We start from the raw sequence: 24340 nt of genomic DNA on the forward strand, positions 1-24340 counted from the left end.
AAAGCTCCTGGGAAGGCCAGTCGAATCCTGATGGGGAACTCAATGTCGTTCATCGGCCGTGACATGGCTGTCGACCTCGGGACCGCCAACACGCTGGTGTACGTCAGGGGTCGCGGGATCGTACTCAACGAGCCGTCCGTCGTCGCGATCAACACCAATACCGGTGGCATCCTCGCGGTCGGCGCCGAAGCGAAGAAGATGATCGGGCGCACGCCGGGCAACATCGTTGCCGTGCGCCCGCTGAAGGACGGCGTCATCGCCGACTTCGAGATCACCGAGCGGATGCTCCGCTACTTCATCCTGAAGATCCACAAGCGGCGGTATCTGGCTCGTCCGCGGGTCGTCGTCTGTGTGCCCTCGGGCATCACCGGTGTCGAGCGCCGCGCCGTCATCGAGGCGTCGTCCCAAGCCGGCGCCCGTCAGGTGCACATCATCGAGGAGCCCATGGCCGCGGCCATCGGCTCCGGCCTGCCGGTCCACGAGGCCACGGGCAACATGGTGGTCGACATCGGCGGCGGCACCACGGAGGTCGCGGTCATCTCGCTCGGCGGCATCGTCACCGCCCAGTCCATCCGCGTCGCGGGTGACGAGCTGGACAACGCGATCATCCAGCACGTGAAGAAGGAGTACAGCCTTCTGCTGGGCGAGCGCACGGCCGAACAGATCAAGATCACGATCGGTTCGGCGTACGACCTCGACTCCGACGAGCACACCGAAATCCGCGGGCGGGACCTCGTGTCCGGACTGCCCAAGACCGTCGTCATCTCCGCCGCCGAAGTGCGCAAGGCGATCGAGGAGCCGGTCAACGCGATCGTCGACGCCGTCAAGACGACCCTCGACAAGTGTCCGCCGGAGCTGTCCGGCGACATCATGGACCGGGGCATCGTCCTGACCGGCGGCGGCGCGCTGCTGCGCGGGCTGGACGAACGGCTGCGCCGGGAGACCGGAATGCCCATCCACATCGCCGAGGACCCGCTCGACAGCGTCGCGCTCGGCTCCGGCAAGTGCGTCGAGGAGTTCGAGGCGCTCCAGCAGGTGCTGGACGCCCAGCCCCGCAGATGACGTAACACTTCGGTTCCGCCGTACGAGACGATCTCCTCTCGTGCGGCGGATCGTTGATATAGAGGCATCAGTGCCGTGAGTGCCGCAAGTACCGCGCTTGTTACCTCACGTACTGGATCTCCTGAATTCCTGAACACCGCCACGTAATTCCCGAATTCGACGAGGAAGGCACGGCCGCCGCACGTGAGGGACACGAAAGAGAGCCGGCTGCTCCTGGTGCTGCTGATCGCCATCGCGTTCGCACTGATCACGGTGGACATCCGCGGTGGGGAGGACTCACCGGTCGACGGTGCCCGGCAGGCCGCGGCCACCGTCTTCGGCCCGATCGAGAACGGGGTGTCGTCCGCGGTCGACCCGGTCGGCAACGCGATCTCCGCGATCCGCGACTCCGGCGACCGGCACGACCGCCTCGCCGAACTCGAGACGCAGAACGCGGCTCTGAAGGCGAAGCTCGGCAGCGACGAGCGCGGCCGCAGCCGCCTGAAGCAGTTCGACAAGATGCTCGGACTCGCCGGCGCCGGCCAGTACGGCATCAAGGGCGCCCAGGTCATCGCCATAGGAGCCGCCCAGGGCTTCTCCTGGACCATCACCATCGACGCCGGCGCGAACGACGGCATCAAGCGCGACATGACCGTCCTCAACGGCGACGGCCTCGTCGGCCGCGTGACCACCGTCGGCCCGAACACCGCCACCGTGCTGCTCGCCAACGACCCCGACTTCACCGTCGGCACCCGGATGGAGGCCAGCGACGAACTCGGCTTCGCCTCCGGCCAGGGCGGCCGCCCCCTGCGCGTCGAACTCCTCAACGGCAAGGCCGACGTCAAGAAGGGCGACCGCCTGGTCACCTTCGGCTCCCAGGCCGACAAGCCGTTCGTCCCCGGCGTACCCGTCGGCGTCGTCTCCCGCGTCGACCCCTCCGGCGGCGACCTGACCCGCACCCTCGACGTCACACCGTTCGTCAGCTTCACCAAGCTCGACATCGTCGGCGTCGTCGTCCAGGCCCCGCAGAAGGACCCGCGCGACACGGTGCTCCCGGACAAGCCGAAGCCGAAGCCCACGCCGACCGTCACGGTGACCGTGACCCCGTCCGCCGGGGCCCCCGTCGACGGCCAGTCGTCGAACGAAGAGAACGAGCAGACCGAGCAGAACCAGCAGACCGAGCAGAACCAGCAGAACGAGCAGTAGGAGCTTTCACCCCATGCGCGTCAACCGGATCCTGCTGTCCGTCTCCCTCGTCGTCGTCGCCCTGGTGCTCCAGGTGAGCGTCCTCGCCCGCCTCCACCTGCCCGGCGCCGTCCCCGACCTGCTGCTCCTCACCGTCCTCGGCCTCGCCCTGGTCTACGGCCACGTCGGCGGCGCCCTCGTCGGCTTCGGCGCCGGACTCCTCGCCGACCTCGCCCCGCCCGCCGACCACGCCGCCGGCCGCTACGCCCTCGTCCTCTGCGTCGTCGGCTACCTCGCCGGCCTCGCCAAACCGGAGAACGGCAGGCTCAGGTCGGCCACCGGCCCCATGGCCGTCGTGGTCGTCGCCGCCATCGGCACCACCCTGCTCTACGCCGGCGTCGGCGCCCTCGTCGGCGACACCACCGCCCGCCACGTCGGCCTGCCCAGCCTGCTGTTCACCGCCGCCCTGTACGACCTGCTGCTCGCGCCCTTCGTCGTCCCCGGCATCATGGCCCTGGCCAGACGTGCCGAGAACGACCCGCTCGCCGACACCAACTCCGCCGGCCAGAACACCGACATCGCCTCCGGCTGGCTCTCCGGCGGCACCGGCCTGCGCATCGGCGGCCAGCGCAACGGACTGCGGGTGAAGGCGGCGCGGGCGCGGGTCGCCCGGGCCGGCCGCATCAAGGGGGTCAAGCGGCTGTGACGACGCGGCAGGACACCAGGACCACGCACTTCACCAGGGGGAGGCAGCCGAAGTGACGCACTCCCACCCGTCGCCCGCCACCAGCCTCAACGGAATGGGCCGCGCCCATGACTAACATCCCGGAGACCGGCCGCAGCACCCGCGTCCAGACCCGGCTCGTCGTCATCCAGATCCTCGTCCTCTCCCTCCTCGCCACCCTCGGCGGCCGGCTCTGGTACCTCCAGATCCGCCAGGGCGACGAGTACGCCGCGGAGGCCTCCGGCAACCACGTCCAGCAGGTCGTCCAGCCCGCGCCCCGCGGCTCCATCCTGGACGCCCGCGGCGTGGCGCTCGCCGACAACGAGACCCGCCTCGTCGTCTCCGCCTCCCGCACCGACCTGCTGAAGATGAAGGACGACGGCAAGGCCGTCCTCACCAAGCTCGCCGGCGTCCTCGGCATGAAGCCCCAGGAGGTCATGGACAAGGTCCGGCTGTGCGACGCCGAGACCCCCCAGCCCTGCTGGAACGGCTCGCCCTACCAGCCGATCCCCGTCACCGACGAGGCCACTCCCAAGCAGGCCCTCCAGATCCGCGAGCGCGCCGAGGACTTCCCCGGCATCACCGCCGAACCCGAGGCCCTGCGCCGCTACGCCGGCCCCGGCGGGTCCAACACCGCGCAGGTCCTCGGCTACCTCTCGCCGGTCACCGACGAGGAGATCCAGGAAGCCCAGGACACCGACTCGCCCTTCCTGCGCTCGGACCAGGTCGGCCGCTCCGGCCTGGAACGCCAGTACGACAAGGCACTGCGCGGCAAGGCCGGCGTCACCCGCTACGAGGTCGACAACCTCGGCCGCGTCATCGGCGAGGCCGAGTCCGACCCCGGCGTACCCGGCTCCAACCTCGTCACCAGCATCGACGCCCGCGTCCAGCGAGTCGCCGAGTACGAGCTGAACGAGGCCATGAAGGAAGCCCGCAAGCAGTACGACGACAACACCGGCGAGAACTACAAGGCCGACGCCGGCGCCGTCGTGGTCATGGAGGCCAAGACCGGCCGCGTCGTCGCCATGGCCTCCAACCCGGCGTACGACCCCAACGCCTGGGTCGGCGGCATCTCCGCCGCCGACTACAAGAAGCTCACCGGCAAGGACTCCAACTACCCGCTGCTCAACCGCGCCACCCAGGGCCAGGCGGCCCCCGGCTCGATCTTCAAGGTCATCTCCACGTCCGCCGCGGTCGAAGCGGGCTACGACTTCGACGGCCGCTACGACTGCTCCAGCTCCTACTCCGTCGGCGGCCAGGTCTTCAAGAACTACGAGTCCGCCAGCTACGGCCCGATCAGCCTCGGCCGCGCCCTCGAACTCTCCTGCGACACCGTCTACTACCGCCTGGCCCACCAGGAGTGGAAGAAGGACGGCGGCAACAACCCGAAGAACCCCAACGACTACTTCTACAAGGCCGCCCACGAGTTCGGCCTCGGCGAGAAGACCGGCATCGACCTCCCCAACGAGGTCACCGGACGCGTCCCCGACCGCCAGTGGAAGCAGGACTACTGGAAGGCCAACAAGGACGCCTGGTGCAAGTCCGGCAAGAAGGACGGCACCTACGTCGAGAAGCTCGCCTACGAGGGCTGCCTCGAAGGCAACAAGATGCGCGCCGGTGACGCCATCAACTACTCCATCGGCCAGGGCGACACCCTCACCACCCCCATCCAGATGGCCACCATCTACGCGGCCATCTCCAACGGCGGAACCCTGTACGACCCGAGCATCGGCAAGGCGATCGTCAGCCCCGACGGCAAGGAGATCCGCGCGATCGAGCCCGAGGCCCACGGCAAGCTGCCGATAAGCAAGACCACCCTGGCCAAGATGGACGAGGCACTCGCCGGCGTCGCCACCCGCGGCACCGCCGCCTGGCGGTTCGCCCAGGTCGGCTGGCCCCAGGACGAGATCCCGATGCACGCCAAGACCGGCACGGCCGAGGTCCACGGCAAGCAGACCACCTCCTGGTTCGCCACGTACACCGACGAGTACGCGATCGTCATGACGATCTCCCAGGGCGGTACCGGCTCCGGCGCCTCCGGACCCGCCGTCCGCAACATCTACGACGCGCTGTACGGCGTCTCGGACGACGGGGACATCGACAAGAAGAAGGCACTGCTGCCCGAGCCGCAGGCGAAGCTCCCGACGATCAAGACGGACGGAACCATCCCCGCGCCGAAGATCCCCAAGGACGTCGTCAAGGACCTGCTGCCGGACGAGAAGGCCTCCCCGGAGGAGGAGTACGCCCCCGTCGACGGACAGGAGCAGGGAACGACGCCCCCCACGCAGAACGGCGACAACCGCGACACACGCCGCCACCGACGGCGCGGCGGCGGGGGCCGGCGCGGCAGGACGGGCGGAAGCGGAAGCCGGAGGGCACGCGCATGACCGGGACCAACAGCTTCCAGGTCTCCGGATACGGACCGGAGAAGGCCGGCTGGACCCGGCTCTTCGCCCGCGACTCGATGGCGCGCCGGCTCGACTGGCCGATACTGCTGGCCGCCGTCGCGCTCTCGCTGATGGGCTCCCTGCTCGTCTACTCCGCGACCCGCAACCGCACCGAGCTCAACCAGGGCGACCCCTACTACTTCCTGACCCGGCACCTGCTGAACACCGGCATCGGGCTCGCCCTGATGATCGCCACCGTCTGGCTCGGCCACCGCGCCCTGCGCACCGCCGTGCCGGTCCTCTACGGCGCGTCCGTGTTCCTGATCCTGCTGGTGCTCACACCGCTCGGCTCGACCATCAACGGCGCCCACTCCTGGATCAAACTCCCCGGCGGCTTCTCCCTGCAGCCCTCGGAGTTCGTGAAGATCACGATCATCCTGGGCATGGCGATGCTGCTCGCTGCCCGCGTCGACGCGGGGGACCGGCCCCACCCGGACCACCGGACCGTGCTCCAGGCCCTGGGCCTGGCCACCGTGCCGATGCTGATCGTGATGCTCATGCCCGACCTCGGCTCGGTCATGGTCATGGTCATCATCGTGCTGGGCGTACTGCTCGCCTCCGGCGCCACCAACCGCTGGGTGTTCGGACTCATCGGCGCCGGAACCGCCGGCGCGCTCGCCGTCTGGCAGCTCGGCATCCTCGACGACTACCAGATCGCCCGTTTCGCCGCCTTCGCCAACCCGGAACTCGACCCGGCGGGCGTCGGCTACAACACCAACCAGGCACGCATCGCGATCGGCTCCGGCGGCCTCACCGGCTCCGGCCTCTTCAACGGCTCGCAGACCACCGGCCGCTTCGTCCCCGAGCAGCAGACCGACTTCGTTTTCACGGTCGCCGGAGAGGAGCTCGGCTTCCTCGGCGCGGGCCTCATCATCGCCCTGCTCGGCGTGGTGCTCTGGCGCGGCTGCAAGATCGCCCGCGAGACCACCGACCTGTACGGGACGATCGTCGCCGCCGGGATCGTCGCCTGGTTCGCCTTCCAGACCTTCGAGAACATCGGCATGACGCTCGGCATCATGCCGGTCACCGGCCTGCCGCTGCCCTTCGTGTCGTACGGCGGCTCGTCGATGTTCGCCGTGTGGCTGGCGGTCGGACTGCTCCAGTCGATCACGGTGCAAAGACCCATGTCCGCCTGAGCGCGGCCCCGCCGGACCGGGCGGGCCGCGCGCGGTTCGGGGGACCCGCTCCGCCGGGTTAGGCTGAATGGTCCCCCTTGTCAGCACACAAAGGTCCCGTGAGATGCCTGCCGAAGCCGCCGAGTCTGTGTCTTCCGTGTTTCCGCAGCTCGAAGCTCTGCTCCCGCATGTGCAGAAGCCGATCCAGTACGTCGGCGGAGAGCTCAACTCCACGGTCAAGGACTGGGAATCCTGCGACGTCCGCTGGGCCCTGATGTACCCGGACGCCTACGAGGTCGGACTGCCCAACCAGGGCGTCATGATCCTCTACGAGGTACTCAACGAGCAGCAGGGCGTCCTCGCCGAGCGCACCTACAGCGTCTGGCCGGACCTGGAGGCGCTGATGCGGGAGCACTCCGTCCCGCAGTTCACCGTGGACAGCCACCGCCCGGTGAAGGCCTTCGACGTCTTCGGCCTCTCCTTCTCCACCGAGCTCGGCTACACCAACATGCTGGCCGCCCTCGACCTGGCCGGCATCCCGCTGGAGGCCAAGGACCGCGGCATCGACGACCCGGTCGTCCTGGCCGGCGGACACGCGGCCTTCAACCCCGAGCCGATCGCCGACTTCATCGACTGCGCCGTCATCGGCGACGGCGAGCAGGCCGTCCTGGAGATCACCGCCATCATCCGCGCCTGGAAGGCCGAGGGCCGCCCCGGCGGCCGCGAGGAACTCCTCCTCCGCCTGGCGAAGACCGGCGGGGTCTACGTCCCCGGCTTCTACGACGTCGAGTACCTCCCCGACGGCCGAATCGCCCGCGTCGTGCCCAACCGCTCGGGCGTCCCGTGGCGCGTCTCCAAGCACACCGTCATGGACCTCGACGAGTGGCCCTACCCCAAGCAGCCCCTCGTCCCGCTCGCCGAGACCGTCCACGAGCGCATGTCGGTGGAGATCTTCCGCGGCTGCACCCGCGGCTGCCGCTTCTGCCAGGCCGGCATGATCACCCGCCCGGTGCGCGAGCGCTCCATCACCGGCATCGGCGACATGGTCGAGAAGGGCCTGAAGGCGACCGGCTTCGAGGAGGTCGGTCTGCTGTCGTTGTCGTCCGCGGACCACTCCGAGATCGCCGACGTCGCCAAGGGCCTCGCGGACCGGTACGAGGAGGACAAGATCGGCCTGTCCCTCCCCTCCACCCGCGTCGACGCCTTCAACATCGACCTGGCCAACGAGCTGACCCGCAACGGCCGCCGCTCCGGGCTCACCTTCGCCCCCGAGGGCGGCTCCGAGCGCATCCGCAAGGTCATCAACAAGATGGTCTCCGAGGACGACCTCATCCGCACCGTCGCGACGGCCTACGGCAACGGCTGGCGCCAGGTGAAGCTGTACTTCATGTGCGGCCTGCCCACCGAGACCGACGACGACGTCCTCCAGATCGCCGACATGGCCACCCGCGTCATCCAGAAGGGCCGCGAGGTCTCCGGCTCCGGCGACATCCGCTGCACGGTCTCCATCGGCGGCTTCGTCCCCAAGCCCCACACCCCCTTCCAGTGGTCGCCGCAGCTCTCCGCCGAGGAGACGGACGCCCGCCTGCAGAAGCTGCGCGACAAGATCCGCGGCGACAAGAAGTACGGCCGCTCCATCGGCTTCCGCTACCACGACGGCAAGCCCGGCATCGTCGAGGGCCTCCTCTCCCGCGGCGACCGCCGCACCGGCGCGGTCATCCGCGCCGTCTACGACGACGGCGGCCGCTTCGACGGCTGGCGCGAGCACTTCTCCTACGACCGCTGGATGGCCTGCGCCGACAAGGCCCTGGAGCCCTTCGGCGTCGACGTCGACTGGTACACCACCCGCGAGCGCGGCTACGAGGAGGTCCTCCCCTGGGACCACCTCGACTCCGGCCTCGACAAGGAGTGGCTCTGGGAGGACTGGCAGGACGCCCTCGACGAGACCGAGGTCGACGACTGCCGCTGGACGCCCTGCTTCGACTGCGGGGTGTGTCCCCAGTTCGACACATGGCCACAAACGGGCCCGACGGGCAAGAAGCTGCTGCCGCTGACGGTCAAGAAGTCCGACTGACCAGCGGAAACGTGAGTCCTGGGACGAGCGAGCCGCTCCACCGCATCGCTGACGCTGTGGCTGACGTCACAGAGTCGGATGCGGTGACGGTGCTGACCTCGCTCGGCTTCCAGCAGGATCGGCGGCAGCCGGCGAAGGAGACACTGAGAACGCCGCTACCGCCGCCTGGTGCGCCTTCGGACGTATCGCTGGACGTGGAGTGGGTGTGAGGCCGAAGAGGGGCCTGCGGTGACCTGACGGCAGGAGCAGTCGGTCCGGTGGCCCTGCCCGCAGGGCGAGGGAGACGCCACCTGAACGGGCGCTTGTCGGCCGCGGCCCCCATCGAGCCGATGGGGCGCCTGTGGAGTGGGGACCTGCGTCGGTGCGGCGCGTCGCGGTTTCCCACGAAATCCGGTGGAGTCCCAGCGGCCGGAAGTGGTTGGGTCCTGCTCAATGCTTCGCTGACACGGCGCGGCGCAGTGCGAGGCGCAGGTCCGAATCGCAGGCGCGGTCTTGCCCGCGTGCCGTCGAGTGATGGAGGTATCGCGATGGCTGGTTATGGGGCGCTTTCCGACGTGTACGAGTGGCTGATCGGGGACGACAGGTTGACCCCCGCCAAGGCAGCCGCCGTTTACTACAGCGGTGTAGTGGGCTCTCTGCCGCCCAACGCGCGCGTCCTCGACTGCGCGTGTGGAACCGGCCAGCTCGCCGTCGGTCTCGCGAGTCTTGGCCTTGACGTGGTCGCCACAGACGCCAGTGATGGGATGGTTCGCCGGACCGAGAAGGCCGCCGACGAGCAGGGTGTCTCGCTTCGAGCCATCCGTGCGAACTGGGACGAATTGCCTGACCACCTGGAGGACTCCACGTTCGATCTGGTGTTCTGCGTCGGTAACTCGCTCGGGCACGCCGAGGGCGCAGCCGGGCGCCTGACCGCACTGGAAGCGATGACGCGGTTGCTGAATCCGGGCGGACGCCTTGTGCTCCACTCACGCAACTGGGAACTCGTGCGCTCCGCCGGCTCGCGGGTAGACGTCCGCGATCGACTCATCCGCCGCAACGACCGCGATGCGGTCGTCAGCTACTACTGGCAGATCCCGCAGGGCTGGGAGCAGGAACACTTCCTCGAAATCGTGGTCGCCCAGGTCGAGCCGGATGGGGCAGTGCGAGCCTGCTCGGAACGGTTGTCCATCTGGCCCTACCGGTACGAGGACCTCGTGGCGCAGTTGCGCAGTGTCGGGCTCACGGTGCAGTCCACCACCTTCGACCCCGAGAGCGATGGATACCTGGTGGTCGCCAGCCGCGACCAGGCGCGAGGCACGTCTGAGCCGGCGCGCTGGCTCGCGACCGCCTTCAGCGGGGTCGTCGCGCCTGGCGGCTCCTGGGCAAGCTGCGATGTTCCACGACCCGCATCACCAGCCTCGTTGAGGCCGTCCTCACCCTGTAACTGAGCTGAGGTTGGAAAGAGCTCAGTTACCACGGCAGGCCAACGGATTGGGGGTGGCGTCTGCCCGGCGATGGACACGGAGATCCAGATCGGCCCGACCGGCAAGAAGCTGCTGCCGTTGACGGTCAAGAAGGCGGAGACGGGCGGGCACGTCCACTGACGTGGTGAGGCGTCGCGGAGGCGGTAGATGTGCTGAGCGCCCTTGGCCTTCGGCGCGGGCGGGAGGCCGTCGTGCGGGAGACGACGGTACGTCGCGCCTGCGCGTCGTCGTGGTCGCGTCGGGGGGGCGAGGGCACCACTTCGGCACCGGGGATCCGGGCCGCCCGGATCTACGGCGGGGCGGGGGCGTCGCCTGCCCGGGAGGAGCGGGCCGCGTCAGCTCCCGTGCCTTCGGCCGTGGTGGTGACACACGTCACCGCCCGGGTGTGACGTACTGTCAGTTTGCGCGCTTTGCCCGGTGGACGAGATCGCCGGACGAGTCTTAGATGGCTGGAGCTGCGGTATGGGTTCGCTGCGCGAGCTCTGGGCGGTGATCGCTCTGCCGTCGGCGGCTGGAGTTCTCGGGGGATGGGCTCGGTCTTGTGCGCTTCTTGAGCGTGCGTGTCTTCTGGTGATCGAAGGGCAGTCGGCGGGCCGCGGCCTTGACATCAGTTCGGCAGTACCGACCCAGAGGGACCGAGTGATGAAGGCACGGAGCGAAATCGCTTCCCGATCGACACGCCTGAGACGAGGCGGCGCTCTGCGCACTGCCGTGGTAAGGGCCGCGGCGCTGCTCGGCGCGGCACCGCTGCTGCTCCTGACGGCCGCGCCGAGTCACGCGGTTGTCGGCGCGCCTTCCGAGGACGCCGAGTACGGCTTCACCGCCCGGCTGCTGATCGGTGACCACGAGCGGGGCTGCTCGGGCACCCTGATCTCTTCCGAGTGGCTGCTCACGGCCGCCAGTTGCTTCGCCGACGACCCGGCCGCCGACCTCACGGTTCCGGCCGGCGCGCCCCGTCTGAAGACCGTGGCGACCGTGGGTGGCGACCAGGTCCGGGACGTCGTCGAACTCCTGCCGCACGGCGAACGCGATCTCGTGCTGGCCCGTCTCGCGCAGCCCGTGAGGGGTGTGGAGCCGGTCACCGTCGCCACCTCGGCGCCCGCCGAAGGGCAGGAACTCACCGTGGCCGGTCACGGGCGGACGGCACAGGAGTGGGCCCCGCTCGAGAAGCACACCGGGACGTTCGCCGTTTCCGCCGTCAACGGCGGTGACCTCGTCATGAGCGGCAGGGACGGCGCCTCGGTCTGCCAGGGCGACGCCGGTGGCCCCGCCTTCCGCACGGTCGACGGCAGGCCTGCGCTCGTCGCGGTCAGCAGCCGATCGAACCAGGTGGGCTGCTTCGGCGTCGACACCGCAGAGGGCACGTCCAGCAGCGCGGTCAGTACCCGGGTCGACGACGTGCGCGAATGGATCGCCGGCAACGCCGTGCGGACCCCCGTCTCCGACTACGACGGTGACGGCCGCAGCGACGTCGGTGTGCTGTACGACAACGGCCGGCAGAGCGACGGCTCCCAGCGCACGGGGCTGTGGTCGTTCACCAGTACCGGTAGCGGATTCGGTGAGCCGCAGCGCGAGTGGGACAGCAAGACGTTCGGCAACTGGGACTGGAGTCGTTCCAAGACGGTCTCCGGTGACTTCAACGGCGACGGTCGCGGTGACGTGGGTGTGCTGTACGACAACGGCCGGCAGAGCGACGGCTTCAATCGCACGACGCTGTGGACGTTCTCCGGTACGGCCTCCGGCTTCGGGCAGCCGGTCAAGGTCTGGGACAACGCCGGCTCGGGTGGTCCTAGCTGGGACTGGAGTCGTTCCAAGGTGACGTCGGGTGATTTCGACGGTGATGGTCGTGGTGATGTGGGTGTGTTGTATGACAACGGTCAGTTGAGTGATGGTGCCAATCGTTCGGCGTTGTGGACGTTCACGAGTACGGGTTCTGGTTTCGGTGGGCCGGTGCGTGTGTGGGACAGCGCCGGGTCGTTCAGTTGGAGCTGGGAGCGTTCCAAGGTGACGTCGGGTGATTTCGACGGTGATGGTCGTGGTGATGTGGGTGTGTTGTATGACAACGGTCAGTTGAGTGATGGTGCCAATCGTTCGGCGTTGTGGACGTTCACGAGTACGGGTTCTGGTTTCGGTGGGCCGGTGCGTGTGTGGGACAGCGCCGGGTCGTTCAGTTGGAGCTGGGAGCGTTCCAAGGTGACGTCGGGTGATTTCGACGGTGATGGTCGTGGTGATGTGGGTGTGTTGTATGACAACGGTCAGTTGAGTGATGGTGCCAATCGTTCGGCGTTGTGGACGCTGACGAGTACGGGTTCTGGTTTCGGTGGGCCGGTGCGTGTGTGGGACAGCGCCGGGTCGTTCAGTTGGAGCTGGGAGCGTTCCAAGGTGACGTCGGGTGATTTCGACGGTGATGGTCGTGGTGATGTGGGTGTGTTGTATGACAACGGTCAGTTGAGTGATGGTGCCAATCGTTCGGCGTTGTGGACGCTGACGAGTACGGGTTCTGGTTTCGGTGGGCCGGTGCGTGTGTGGGACAGCGCCGGGTCCATCAGTTGGAGCTGGGCACGCAGTGAGCTCACCTGACCCCACGCGCCGCGCATAGGCCGCGGCGCACCGGGCAGGCCGTGGGATCCGGTCGGGGTGTCCGGCGTCTTCGCCGGTATGGACTGCGAGCGACGGCCTCCTGGCGGGAGTCGGCAAGGGCCGCCGCGGCGACGGGCCCGAAGGGTCTTTCGCCGCGGCGGTCGGTTTTTCCGGCACGGTCGTGGTCCTCGTGCGGGAAAGGGCCGGACGTGTCGGTCGAGAACAGGTGCGGATGTGTGGGGGCGCTGGTCGCCGGCGGTCGGCTGTCGCGGGACACCGTCCTGCGGCACCTTCGCCGGGGCCCCGCGAGCCGCCGGGAGGGCGGCCCGGCAGACGCTCGCCCTCGCCGGTCGTCCCCGGGCGGAGGGCCCGGGGTGGCGTGCGACGGGTGCCTTTCGGGGAGCCGGGCAGGGCGCGGTCGGTGGCCGGCGGGAACCTTCCGCGGCCGAGGCACGTACTCTTGGTAGCAGTACGACCGCTCTCACGAAGGACTGAACGACACTGGGCAAGCGACAGCCCGAAGGCCCGCCGCCCGTACCCGCGGTGCAGCGCATTCGACTGCGTTACACCAAGCGCGGCCGCCTCCGGTTCACCAGCCACCGTGATTTCCAGCGCGCCTTCGAGCGTGCACTGCGCCGCGCCGAGGTGCCCATGGCGTACTCGGCGGGGTTCACGCCGCACCCGAAGGTGTCGTACGCCAATGCCGCACCCACCGGCACGGGCAGTGAGGCGGAGTACCTGGAGATCGCGCTCACCGAGGCGCGCGATCCGGAGCGGCTCAGGCTGCTTCTCGACGAGTCGCTGCCCGCCGGGCTCGACATCGTCGAGGCGGCCGAGGCCCGGACCTCCGGGCTCGCCGACCGGCTGACGGCTTCCGTGTGGGAGCTGCGGCTGGCGGGTGTGGAGTCCGCGGACGCCGAGCGCGCCGTCGCGGCGTTCAACTCGGCCGAGGCGGTCGAGGTCCAGCGCCGGACCAAGAACGGCGTCCGTACCTTCGACGCCCGCTCCGCCGTCGCGCACCTGGAGAGCGTCACCACGTGCGGTTCGGCGGCTGATAGGCCGACCGACCAGCCCTGTGCGATACTGCGGCTGGTTGTTCGGCACGTGACGCCTGCCGTACGACCCGACGACGTCCTGTCCGGTCTTCGCGCCGTGGCCGACCTGGCGCCGCCGGTCCCCGCAGCGGTGACCAGGCTGGCGCAGGGGCTGTTCGATGAAGAGACCGGTGCGGTGACCGACCCGCTCGCGCCCGACCGCGAGGCAGAAGCGCCCGAGCCGCATCCGGCCGCCGCTTCCGCCGCCGCGAAGGCGTCGGCGTAAGGGAGGTTCCGCTCAGGGACGGACGTCGTAGCGCCGCCCTCGAACTCGGGAGCCACCTGGGTCGGGCAGCGCACCGACCACAAGACTTTCGCCAGGCCGTGCACGACAAGGGGTACGGAACCGGCGAGACAAGACACGGAGAGCTTCCGAGCGGCGCCCGCGCCCCGGACGGCGGCGACGCGCATCGCGCGAGCCGCGGACGTCACCGGCGGTCGACATGATCGATGCCGGACCGGGCGCGGCGCCCGGGAGCCTGACGGGAGAAACCCCCGCATGCTCGAACCGACCGAATCCACAGAGTCCTCGACCACTTCGACGGGCTCCGAAGCGAACACCCCCAGCGACACCCTGCCGCCGCGTCGTCGGCGCAGGGCCGCGTCCCGCCCGGCGGGACCGCCGTCCGGTGGCCCCGAGGCGTCGGCGGAGACCGTCGCGCCGGCCGAGGTGACCGCCGCGACCGACGAGGTGGAAGAGACGGAAGAGGCGGCGGCCGAAGAGGCTGCCGCAGCGGTGCCCGAGGCGGCTCCGGAGCCCGTGTCCGCGGGTCGGCCGCGGCGCCGTGCGGTGCGCCGCGCCTCCGCACCCGCGGGGACCCCGACGACGGCGGAGACGGCCGAGACCGTCGTGCCGGCGTCCGCCGCCGCCGAGACGCCGGCCGTCGCCGAGACGCCCGCGCCCGCCGAGGCCGAGGCCGAGGACGCGGCTCCGCGCCGTACCCGTCGTCGTGCCACGCGCAGCGTGACCACGCCCACCGAGCCGGTTGCCACCGAGACGTCCGACGCTCCCGCGAAGGCCGCCGAGACGCCCGCGCCCGCCGAGGCCGAGGCCGAGGACGCGGCTCCGCGCCGTACCCGTCGCCGTGCCACGCGCAGTGTGAGCACGCCCACCGAGCCGGCCGCCGTGGAGGCGTCCGCCGCTCCGGCGGCGGAGACCGAGGCCCCGGAGGCGTCGGCGGAGGCCGCCGAGACGCCCGCGCCCGCCGAGGCCGAGGACGCCGCTCCCCGCCGTACCCGTCGCCGTGCCACGCGCCGTGTGGCCGCCCCGTCCTCCGCGCCCGCCGACGCCGGCCCGGAGGTGAGCGAGCCCGCTCCGGCGGCGGAGACCGAGGCCCCGCAGGCGGCCCCCGAGACGCCGGAGAAGACCGCCGAGCCCGTCGAGGACGCCGCTCCGCGCCGTGCGCGCCGCCGGTCCGCCCGTAAGGCCGCCACCGGATTCGCCGCGCCGGCGCAGAGCGCCGCCGCGGCCTCCGACGAGGCGGACGCCCCCAAGCGCCCGTCGCGTCCCGCCGTCGCCGTGTTCCAGGCGCCCGTGTTCGCCGAGCCGCAGTTCCAGACGCCCGAGCGGGCCGCCGCAGAGGCCGCCGCCGAGGCGGCCGGGCCCGAACCGGCGCAGGCGCCGGAGGAGGCCGAGGAGCTTACGGAGGAGCAGCCCGCCGGGTCGCGCCGCCGCCGCAAGCGCCGGGGTGCCGCCGAGGAGGCCGCCGAGGAGCGGACCACCGCCGCCGCGAAGCAGGAGCGGGAGCAGGAGCGGGAGCAGGAGGCGCCGGAGGCCGAGACCGACGCCGACACGGACGCGGACGAGTCCGGCGAGGACCACGACGACGCCGAGGGCTCCGAGGAGGCCGGTTCGCGCCGACGCCGTCGCCGGGGCGGCCGGCGCCGTCGCCGGGGCGATGCCGCCGACGGCGACGCCGGTGAGTCCGCCGACGGCGACACCGAGGACACCGCCGCCGAACAGGCCGCCCGGGCCGATCAGGACGCTGCGGACACCGCCGAGCAGGCCGAGGAGGACGCCGAGGAGAGCGAGGACGCCTCCGGGGAGGGCGGTGGCTCCAGCAGCAGCCGTCGCCGTCGTCGCCGTCGTCGCCGTGCCGGGGACGGCTCCGGTGAGGCCGAGTCGTCCGCCGACGACCCCGAGCGCACCGTCGTCAAGGTCCGCGAGCCCCGGCCCCAGCGGGAAAAGGGTGCCGAGCCGTCCGACGAGGTGCAGTCCATCAAGGGCTCGACTCGCCTGGAGGCCAAGAAGCAGCGCCGCCGGGAAGGCCGCGAGCAGGGTCGCCGGCGCGTCCCGATCATCACCGAGGCGGAGTTCCTGGCCCGCCGCGAGGCCGTCGAGCGGGTCATGGTCGTCCGTCAGCACGGCGAGCGCACTCAGATCGGCGTCCTGGAGGACGGCGTGCTCGTCGAGCACTACGTCAACAAGGAGCAGGCGACCTCGTACGTCGGCAACGTCTACCTCGGCAAGGTGCAGAACGTGCTGCCGTCGATGGAGGCCGCCTTCATCGACATCGGCAAGGGTCGCAACGCCGTCCTGTACGCCGGTGAGGTCAACTTCGAGGCCCTCGGCATGTCCGGCGGGCCGCGCCGCATCGAGTCCGCCCTCAAGTCCGGCCAGTCGGTCCTGGTGCAGGTCACCAAGGACCCGATCGGCCACAAGGGCGCCCGTCTGACCAGTCAGGTCTCGCTGCCCGGCCGCTACCTGGTCTACGTGCCCGAGGGCTCGATGACCGGCATCAGCCGCAAGCTGCCCGACACCGAGCGGTCCCGGCTGAAGACCATCCTCAAGAAGATCGTCCCCGAGGACGCGGGCGTCATCGTGCGCACCGCCGCGGAGGGCGCGAGCGAGGACGAGCTGCGCCGCGACGTCGAGCGGCTCCAGGGGCAGTGGGAGGAGATCCGGAAGAAGGCCAAGAGCGGCGGCAGTTCGAACGCGCCCACGCTGCTCTACGGCGAGCCGGACATGACCGTCCGGGTCGTGCGCGACATCTTCAACGAGGACTTCACCAAGGTCGTCGTCAGCGGTGACGAGGCCTGGCAGACCATCCACGGCTACGTGGCCCACGTGGCGCCGGACCTCGCCGACCGGCTGTCCAAGTGGACCAGCGAGGTCGACGTCTTCGCCACGTACCGGATCGACGAGCAGCTCGCCAAGGCGCTGGACCGCAAGGTCTGGCTGCCCAGCGGTGGTTCGCTGGTGATCGACCGGACCGAGGCGATGGTCGTCATCGACGTCAACACCGGCAAGTTCACCGGTCAGGGCGGCAACCTCGAGGAGACGGTCACCAGGAACAACCTGGAGGCGGCCGAGGAGATCGTGCGCCAGCTCAGGCTGCGCGACCTCGGCGGCATCATCGTCATCGACTTCATCGACATGGTCCTGGAGTCCAACCGGGACCTGGTGCTGCGGCGCCTGCTGGAGTGCCTGGGCCGGGACCGTACGAAGCACCAGGTCGCCGAGGTGACCTCGCTGGGGCTCGTGCAGATGACGCGGAAGCGGGTCGGGCAGGGGCTGCTGGAGTCGTTCTCCGAGACCTGCGTCCACTGCAACGGCCGTGGCGTCATCGTCCACCTGGACCAGCCGACCGCCGCCGCCGGCGGCGGCGGTGGCAAGCGCCGCAAGCGGGCGCGGGCCGGCGGTGAGCAGCCGCACGAGCACGAGGCCGTGGCCGGTGTCGAGACCGGTGTGACCGCGGAGCAGGAGGCGGAGGCCGAGTCCGAGGTCGCCGCCGAGGTGGCCGAGCCGGTCGCCCTCCCGGCGCCCGACTTCAGCGCGGACGAGGAGCTGTACAGCAGCGCCGCCGAGGCCGAGGCGGCCGCCACGCGCGGTCGCGGACGGCGCCGTGCGAGCCGGCGGGCGTCGGCCCCGGCGGGTGCCCCGAAGGCCGCCAAGGGCGAGTCCCGGCACGCCGGGGTCCCGACCGCGCAGGACGTCACGGTCGAGGAGGAGGTCGAGCGTCCGGTGCGGCGGGAGCCCGCCGCCGAGGTGCTGGCCGAGCCCGCCGCCGTCGAGGACGCCGTCTCCGGCGCCCCGGCCCCGGCACTCACGGAGGCACCGGCCGCCGAGGCACCGGCCGCCGCCGAGGCACCGGCCGCCGAGGAGGCCGCGCCCAAGGGCCGTACGCGCCGTCGGGCCACCCGGAAGGTGTCCGCACCGGCCGGTGCGCCCGCGGGCGCCGAGGCCGCCGTGCTGACGGTCCCGGAGACCGCTCAGCCGGAGCAGGCCGAGCAGGCCGCGCAGGTGACGGAGGCCCCCGTGGCCGCCGAGGCCGCCGCGGAGCCGTCCGGTACGGCCGCCGAGTCCGCCGCCCCGGCCCGTCCGCGGCGCCGGGCCGTGCGCAAGCCCACCACGTCCACCGCGTCCGAGGAGGCGGCCGTCATGGTCGTCCCGTCGGCCCCGGCGGAGGACGCGGCCGAGCAGGCCGCGGCCGCGGAGGCACCCGAGGCGGACGCCGCCGAGGAGGCCGCCCCGGCCAAGAAGGCGGCGGCCCGCAAGACGGCCAAGAAGGCGACGGCGAAGAAGGCCGCCACCAAGAAGACCGCGGCCAAGAAGACGACGACCGCGAAGAAGGCCACGGCCAAGAAGGCGGCCAAGACGACGACCGCCAAGAAGGCCACGGCCAAGAAGACGGCGTCGAAGAAGACCGCGGCGGCTGCCCAGCAGACGTCGTCCTCGGTCACGGCCGCCACCGACGAGGGCTGATCCGGCCGCCAGTCGAAGAACGTGTGGCCCTGTCCGGTCCGGAATCCGCTCGGAGTCCGTCCGGACAGGGCCACACGACGTTTCCCCGGGCGTCCGCGGGCGCATCATCACCGGAAGCCGTGCCACCGACCCGTGCCCGTAGCCGCTCCCGTCCCCGTCCCCGTCCCCGTCCCCGCGAGGAGAGAAGATCACGTGCCGGTACTGACGAGGCTCATCCCCTCGCCGCTCGTAGTGGACATCCGTCCGGGCGCGCTGGACGACCTGGCGAGTGTCCTCGCGGACCAGCGGATCTCCCAGTCCGGGAAGCTCGCCGTGGCGATCAGCGACGGCTCGGGGGCACGGCTGCGCCGGAGACTGGCACCGTCCCTGCCCGGCGCCGACTGGTTCGAGGTCGGCGGCGGCACGATCGACGACGCGGTGCGGCTGGCGGACGGCATGAAGGCGAGCCGCTACGACGCGGTGGTCGGTCTCGGCGGCGGCAAGGTCATCGACTGCGCCAAGTTCGCCGCGGCCCGCGTCGGCCTGCCCATGGTCGCCGTGGCCACCAACCTCTCCCACGACGGCATCTGCTCGCCGGTGTCGATACTGGACAACGACGCGGGCCGCGGTTCGTACGGCGTGCCGACGCCCATCGCGCTCGTCGTCGACCTCGCGGTGATCCGCGAGGCGCCGATCCGTTTCGTGCGCTCCGGGATCGGTGACGCCGTCTCCAACATCTCCGCGGTCGCCGACTGGGAGCTGGCCCACCGGGTCAACGGCGAGAAGGTCGACGGCCTCGCCGCCGCCCTGGCCCGGCAGGCCGGTGAGGCGGTACTGCGCCATCCCGGCGGCTGCGGCGACGACGGGTTCCTGACCGTGCTGACCGAGGGCCTGGTGCTGTCCGGCATCGCGATGTCGATCGCCGGGCACACCCGCCCCTCGTCCGGCGCCTGCCACGAGATCAGCCACGCGCTCGACCTGCTGTATCCCCGGCGCGCGGCCAGCCACGGTGAGCAGGTGGGCATCGGCGCGGCCTTCGCGACGTATCTGCGCGGCGACCGCGAGGGCGCCCTGCTGATGGCCGCGACGCTGCGCCGGCACGGGCTGCCGGTGGTGGCCGGGGAGATCGGGTTCGCAGACGACGAGTTCGTGCGGGCCGTGGAGTTCGCCCCGCAGACCCGGCCGGGCCGGTACACGGTCCTGGAGCATCTCGACCTGTCGCCGGCGCGGACCGGGGAGGCGTACGCCGAGTACGCCGCGGCGGTCGCCGGCTGAGCGGCGGCCGGGGCGCCCGGGGCCCGGTTTGACCCCTGTCGTGCGGCCCCGTAATCTTGAGCGTCGGCGTGTCGACTGACGCGTCACATCCCCGTAAACCTCTTTCCTTCCGGGTGCGGGCCCTGACGGGCCCCGGCCGGGAGAGGCTGTCCGCGTGTTCACCGGGCGGCTGGACTGCGGGGGTGCCGTTCCCGAGCGAGAGAGTGAGATCCGCGTGTACGCCATCGTGCGCAGCGGTGGTCGCCAGCACAAGGTTGCTGTCGGCGACATCGTTGAGGTTGACAAGATTTCCACCGCCCAGGTCGGCGACACGGTCGAGCTCTCGACCCTGCTCGTCGTTGACGGCGACGCTGTGACCAGCGACCCGTGGGTGCTGGCCGGCATCAAGGTCCAGGCCGAGGTCGTGGACCACCACAAGGGCCAGAAGATCGACATTCTGCGCTACAAGAACAAGACCGGCTACCGCCGTCGTCAGGGCCACCGCCAGCAGTACACGGCGATCAAGGTCACTGAGATCCCCGCGGCCGCGAAGTAAGGGACTGAGAACAGATGGCACACAAGAAGGGCGCATCGTCCACTCGGAACGGTCGCGACTCCAATGCCCAGCGGCTCGGCGTGAAGCGCTTCGGCGGTCAGGCCGTCAACGCGGGTGAGATCCTGGTCCGCCAGCGCGGCACCCACTTCCACCCGGGCGCGGGCGTCGGCCGTGGCGGCGACGACACGCTGTTCGCGCTGCAGGCCGGTGCGGTGCAGTTCGGCACCCACCGTGGCCGCAAGGTCGTGAACATCGTTCCGGTCGCCTGATCGGGAACTTTCGCGAGGCGGGCCTCACTTCCCCCAGGGGAAGCGGGTCCGCCTTTCGCGTGTTACCCAAGAGACATCCCCGTAGTAAGTAGTAACCGGTAACTGGAGGCACATCCCATGACCACCTTCGTGGACCGCGTCGAGCTGCACGTCGCCGCGGGTAACGGAGGCCACGGCTGTGCCTCCGTCCACCGTGAGAAGTTCAAGCCGCTCGGCGGCCCGGACGGCGGCAACGGCGGCCGGGGCGGCGACGTGATCCTCACCGTCGACCAGTCGGTGACCACGCTCCTCGAGTACCACCACTCCCCGCACCGCAAGGCCACCAACGGCAAGCCCGGCGAGGGCGGCAACCGCTCCGGCAAGGACGGCCAGGACCTGGTCCTGCCCGTGCCCGACGGCACCGTGGTCCTCGACAAGGAGGGCAACGTCCTGGCCGACCTGGTCGGTCACGGCACCTCCTACGTCGCCGCGCAGGGCGGCCGGGGCGGCCTCGGCAACGCGGCGCTGGCCTCCGCTCGGCGCAAGGCGCCCGGCTTCGCGCTGCTGGGCGAGCCCGGCGACCTCCAGGACATCCACCTGGAGCTGAAGACGGTCGCCGACGTGGCCCTGGTCGGCTACCCGAGCGCCGGCAAGTCCTCGCTGATCTCCGTGCTGAGCGCTGCCAAGCCGAAGATCGCCGACTACCCCTTCACGACGCTCGTGCCGAACCTGGGCGTGGTGACGGCGGGCGAGACCGTCTACACCGTCGCGGACGTCCCCGGTCTCATCCCCGGCGCCAGCCAGGGCAAGGGCCTCGGCCTGGAGTTCCTGCGGCACGTGGAGCGGTGCAGCGTGCTGGTGCACGTCCTGGACACGGCGACGCTGGAGTCCGAGCGCGACCCGGTCTCCGACCTGGACATCATCGAGGCCGAGCTCAGCGAGTACGGCGGGCTGGACAACCGGCCCCGGATCGTCGTCCTCAACAAGATCGACGTGCCCGACGGCAAGGACCTCGCCGAGATGGTCCGGCCGGACCTGGAGGCGCGCGGCTACCGCGTCTTCGAGGTGTCCGCGGTGGCCCACATGGGGCTGAAGGAGCTGTCCTTCGCGCTGGCCGAGCTGGTGGGCAGCGCGCGCGCCGCCCGGCCCAAGGAGGAGGCCACGCGGATCGTCATCCGGCCCAAGGCCGTGGACGACGCGGGCTTCACCGTCACCCGCGAGGAGGACGGCCTGTTCCGGGTGCGCGGCGAGAAGCCCGAACGCTGGGTGCGCCAGACCGACTTCAACAACGACGAGGCCGTCGGCTACCTCTCCGACCGGCTCAACCGCCTCGGTGTCGAGGAGCGGTTGATGAAGGCGGGCGCCCGCAACGGCGACGGCGTGGCCATCGGCCCCGAGGACAACGCGGTCGTCTTCGACTGGGAGCCGTCGGTGACGGCCGGCGCCGAGATGCTCGGTCGCCGCGGTGAGGACCACCGCTTCGAGGCACCCCGCCCGGCCGCCCAGCGCCGCCGCGACCGGGACGCCGAACGCGACGAGGCGGAGCGGGAGTTCGACGGCTTCGAGCCGTTCTAGGCTCCCACCCGGCCCCATGGGCACGGCCTGGTCCTGCGGGCGGCGCAGATCGCCGCCCGCAGGGTTACACAGGTGTGTCGAGGCTGTGATCTGCTGTCGAACATCAATGTGTACTTTGTGAGGAGGATGTGGCCACAGCTATGTGGCCAGGGTGGGGGGAGCGGACTGACCAGCCGTTTCCCGAAAAGCAGAGAGAAGCCGCCAAGTGAAGATCGCATTTCTCGTCCGGGACCTCTGCCACATGGGGGGCGTGGTCAGCGCGACGCAGAACCTCGCGGGGGCGCTCGCCGAGCGGCACGACGTCGAGATCGTGGCCCTGCGCAAGGTGCGGGACGAGTCGTACTTCCCGCTGGACCCGCGCGTGTCCGTCCGGGTGCTCAGCGACATGCGTCCGCACTCGCCGGTCTCCGACGTGGACGACCCGCTGTCCGGCAAGTTCCCCCTGATCTACCCGCTCAACACCGGTGCCAAGACGCCGGTGGTGAGCAGGCTCGCCGAGCTCAGGCTCCTGGAGTACCTCGACACCACCGACGCCGACGTGGTCGTCAGCTCCAGCCCGCGGAACACGATCATGCTGGCGCAGGCGCGCGGTGACTACCTGAAGGTCACCCAGGAACACTCGATGCCCGCCATCTACGCCACGGACATCAAGGAACGCCTCTTCCCCGCCTACCGGTCCCTGGACGCCCTCACGGCGCTCACGCCGGAAGAGGTCGCGGCCATCGGCAAGCAGGTGCCCGCGGTGCGCAACCGCCTCGCGGTGATGCCCAACTGCGTACCCGCCTCCACCGTCAGAGCCACCGGCACCAACAAGGTCGTGGTCTCGGCCGGGCACCTGACCGGCAACAAGAACCACGCCCTCCTGATCGAGGCCTTCGCCAAGGTCCACGCCGTGGCCCCCGACTGGACGCTGCGCATCTACGGCCACGGCGCCGAGAAGAACAAGCTGCGCGCCCGCGTCGAGGAACTGGGGCTGTCCAACAGCATCCTGCTGATGGGCCAGACCTCGCCGGTCACCCCGGAGTTCGGCAAGGGCTCGATCTTCGTCCTGCCCTCCAAGCGCGAGGCGTTCGGCAACGTCATCGTCGAGGCGATGGCCGCCGGGCTGCCGGTCGTCGCCACGGACGCCGACCACGGGCCGCGCAACATCCTCACCGACGGCGAGGACGGGCTGATCGTCCCGCGCGACGACGTGGACGCCATGGCCGAGGCGATCCGGAGCCTGGTCCAGGACGACGGGCTGCGGCTGAAGATGGCCGCCGCCGGCCTCCGCAACGCCGAGCGCTTCCACGAGCGGGCGAGCCGCGAACGCTTCGAGGCCATCATCGAGGAGGCCCTCGCCCGCAAGGAGCTGCCCCGGCACGCCACGGCCCGCGTCGACCGGGAGGGTTCCGTCCACGTCCGGGTGGGCGCCCTGCCGCCGAGCGCCGGGCAGGCCGACCTCGTACTGCGCAAGGGCGCCGCCGCCGCCGAGGAGCACCGCTTCCCGTTCTCCGCCGAGGGCGACGCCGTCGTGCCCTGGGACGCCGGGCTGCCGCACGGCACCTGGGAGCTGACCCTGGCCACCCGTGAGGGCGAGCGCGAGGTGGCGCTCGGCACCGACGGCTACGGCTGCGACACCCGGGACCTGCTCGCCGTGGAGCTGCCGCGCCCGCAGGGGCCGTCCCTGGCGGTGCTGCTGCCGCACATGCACGAGGACGGCGGGCTGCGGCTGCGCAGCGCGCTGCGCGACGTGCACGCCGAGGTCGGCCCGGTCAGGGTCGACGAGCGGACCATCGCCGTGCGCGCCGAGCTGTGGGGTGCCCGGCCGGCCGCGGGCGCCGTCGTGGAAGCCGTGCACCGCCGGGACAAGGAGCGGGTGCTGACCTTCCCGCTGCGCGACGAGGGGGACGGCCGGGTGGCGGTGGACGTCGACTGCGCCGCGCTGGTGCGCGAGCACACCGACGCCGACGACAAGGAAGTCATCTGGGACTTCTCGCTGCGCCCGGAGCCCGGCGCGCCCCGGGTGCAGCTGGCCAAGCTCGCCACCGACGTGCTGGCGCCGATCAACGTGTTCACCTTCCCGCGCCCGGTGGTCGGCGAGACCGTGGCGGCGGGGCCGACCGTGCTGACCCGGGCGGTGCGCAAGTCGCGCCGGGCGCTCGGCCAGACGCCCGATCCGCTGCCGCCCACCCGCCGGCGTACGGAACTGCGGCCCTACTTCACCGCCGCGTGCCAGTTCGCGGTGAAGACCGTGCGGCTCTGACCGCGGGTACAACGGCGTAAGAGGGCGGGGCCCGCAGGAGGATCTCCTGCGGGCC

At 70.9% G+C, this 24340-nt stretch carries 14 protein-coding genes and 2 pseudogenes; all 16 read left to right on the forward strand.

Annotated features, from left to right (window positions below):
- The first annotated feature begins 42 nt into the window (after nt 1–42).
- The 16 genes and pseudogenes from B1H29_RS24380 (at nt 43) to B1H29_RS24455 (ending at nt 24285) form a co-directional block, all read left to right on the forward strand.
- Nucleotides 43–1062: a rod shape-determining protein gene (locus B1H29_RS24380; protein WP_030381728.1), complete on the forward strand. Its 1020-nt coding sequence runs from the start codon at nt 43–45 to the stop codon at nt 1060–1062.
- A gap of 183 nt (nt 1063–1245) precedes the next feature.
- Nucleotides 1246–2247, forward strand: coding sequence for a rod shape-determining protein MreC (gene mreC, locus B1H29_RS24385; protein WP_055416901.1), 1002 nt, complete (start codon nt 1246–1248; stop codon nt 2245–2247).
- Nucleotides 2248–2260: 13 nt separating this feature from the next.
- A complete protein-coding gene (mreD, locus tag B1H29_RS24390; RefSeq protein WP_055416900.1) occupies nt 2261–2932 on the forward strand; it encodes a rod shape-determining protein MreD in 672 nt (223 codons plus the stop codon).
- Between the two features lie 107 nt (nt 2933–3039).
- Nucleotides 3040–5337, forward strand: a complete 2298-nt coding sequence (mrdA, locus tag B1H29_RS24395; RefSeq protein WP_055416899.1) for a penicillin-binding protein 2 — start codon at nt 3040–3042, stop codon at nt 5335–5337.
- Nucleotides 5334–6533 carry a rod shape-determining protein RodA gene (rodA, locus tag B1H29_RS24400; protein ID WP_055416898.1) on the forward strand — a complete coding sequence of 400 codons (1200 nt, stop codon included), beginning with the start codon at nt 5334–5336 and terminating at the stop codon, nt 6531–6533. Before mrdA ends, rodA begins: the two co-directional genes overlap by 4 nt.
- A gap of 103 nt (nt 6534–6636) precedes the next feature.
- Complete coding sequence (locus tag B1H29_RS24405; RefSeq protein ID WP_055416897.1) at nt 6637–8586, forward strand: TIGR03960 family B12-binding radical SAM protein; 1950 nt, start codon at nt 6637–6639, stop codon at nt 8584–8586.
- A 527-nt stretch (nt 8587–9113) separates the two neighbouring features.
- Nucleotides 9114–9887 (forward strand): annotated as a pseudogene (locus B1H29_RS24415) (class I SAM-dependent methyltransferase); the annotation flags it as partial.
- A 41-nt stretch (nt 9888–9928) separates the two neighbouring features.
- Nucleotides 9929–10009 (forward strand): annotated as a pseudogene (locus B1H29_RS37580) (IS5/IS1182 family transposase); the annotation flags it as partial.
- Nucleotides 10010–10466: 457 nt separating this feature from the next.
- Entirely contained in the window at nt 10467–12629 is a 2163-nt protein-coding gene (locus B1H29_RS24420) for a trypsin-like serine protease (protein WP_159027849.1), read from the forward strand.
- Between the two features lie 543 nt (nt 12630–13172).
- Entirely contained in the window at nt 13173–13949 is a 777-nt protein-coding gene (locus tag B1H29_RS24425; RefSeq protein ID WP_055416896.1) for a TIGR03936 family radical SAM-associated protein, read from the forward strand.
- 273 nt (nt 13950–14222) lie between these two features.
- Nucleotides 14223–18428, forward strand: a complete 4206-nt coding sequence (locus B1H29_RS24430) for an Rne/Rng family ribonuclease (protein WP_055416895.1) — start codon at nt 14223–14225, stop codon at nt 18426–18428.
- 192 nt (nt 18429–18620) lie between these two features.
- Entirely contained in the window at nt 18621–19682 is a 1062-nt protein-coding gene (locus tag B1H29_RS24435; RefSeq protein WP_055416894.1) for an iron-containing alcohol dehydrogenase family protein, read from the forward strand.
- 214 nt (nt 19683–19896) lie between these two features.
- The gene (gene rplU, locus B1H29_RS24440; protein ID WP_007449531.1) at nt 19897–20217 is read left to right on the forward strand and encodes a 50S ribosomal protein L21; all 321 of its coding nucleotides are present in this window, start codon (nt 19897–19899) and stop codon (nt 20215–20217) included.
- A gap of 14 nt (nt 20218–20231) precedes the next feature.
- Nucleotides 20232–20486, forward strand: a complete 255-nt coding sequence (gene rpmA / locus B1H29_RS24445) for a 50S ribosomal protein L27 (RefSeq protein ID WP_003976205.1) — start codon at nt 20232–20234, stop codon at nt 20484–20486.
- 117 nt (nt 20487–20603) lie between these two features.
- Nucleotides 20604–22040 carry a GTPase ObgE gene (gene obgE, locus B1H29_RS24450; protein WP_055416893.1) on the forward strand — a complete coding sequence of 479 codons (1437 nt, stop codon included), beginning with the start codon at nt 20604–20606 and terminating at the stop codon, nt 22038–22040.
- 205 nt (nt 22041–22245) lie between these two features.
- On the forward strand, nt 22246–24285 hold the full coding sequence (locus B1H29_RS24455; RefSeq protein WP_063787480.1) for a glycosyltransferase: 2040 nt from the start codon (nt 22246–22248) through the stop codon (nt 24283–24285).
- Nucleotides 24286–24340 lie beyond the last annotated feature (55 nt).

It is taken from the genome of Streptomyces pactum, from assembly GCF_002005225.1.
Classification (GTDB): Bacteria; Actinomycetota; Actinomycetes; order Streptomycetales; family Streptomycetaceae; genus Streptomyces; species Streptomyces pactum_A.

Bases quoted from the DNA above. Each gene is read 5' to 3' on its own strand.
- B1H29_RS24380 (WP_030381728.1), top strand. From the start codon at position 43: ATGTCGTTCATCGGCCGTGACATGGCTGTCGACCTCGGGACCGCCAAC.
- mreD (WP_055416900.1), top strand. From the start codon at position 2,261: ATGCGCGTCAACCGGATCCTGCTGTCCGTCTCCCTCGTCGTCGTCGCC.
- mrdA (WP_055416899.1), top strand. From the start codon at position 3,040: ATGACTAACATCCCGGAGACCGGCCGCAGCACCCGCGTCCAGACCCGG.
- rodA (WP_055416898.1), top strand. From the start codon at position 5,334: ATGACCGGGACCAACAGCTTCCAGGTCTCCGGATACGGACCGGAGAAG.
- B1H29_RS24405 (WP_055416897.1), top strand. From the start codon at position 6,637: ATGCCTGCCGAAGCCGCCGAGTCTGTGTCTTCCGTGTTTCCGCAGCTC.
- B1H29_RS24430 (WP_055416895.1), top strand. From the start codon at position 14,223: ATGCTCGAACCGACCGAATCCACAGAGTCCTCGACCACTTCGACGGGC.
- rpmA (WP_003976205.1), top strand. From the start codon at position 20,232: ATGGCACACAAGAAGGGCGCATCGTCCACTCGGAACGGTCGCGACTCC.
- obgE (WP_055416893.1), top strand. From the start codon at position 20,604: ATGACCACCTTCGTGGACCGCGTCGAGCTGCACGTCGCCGCGGGTAAC.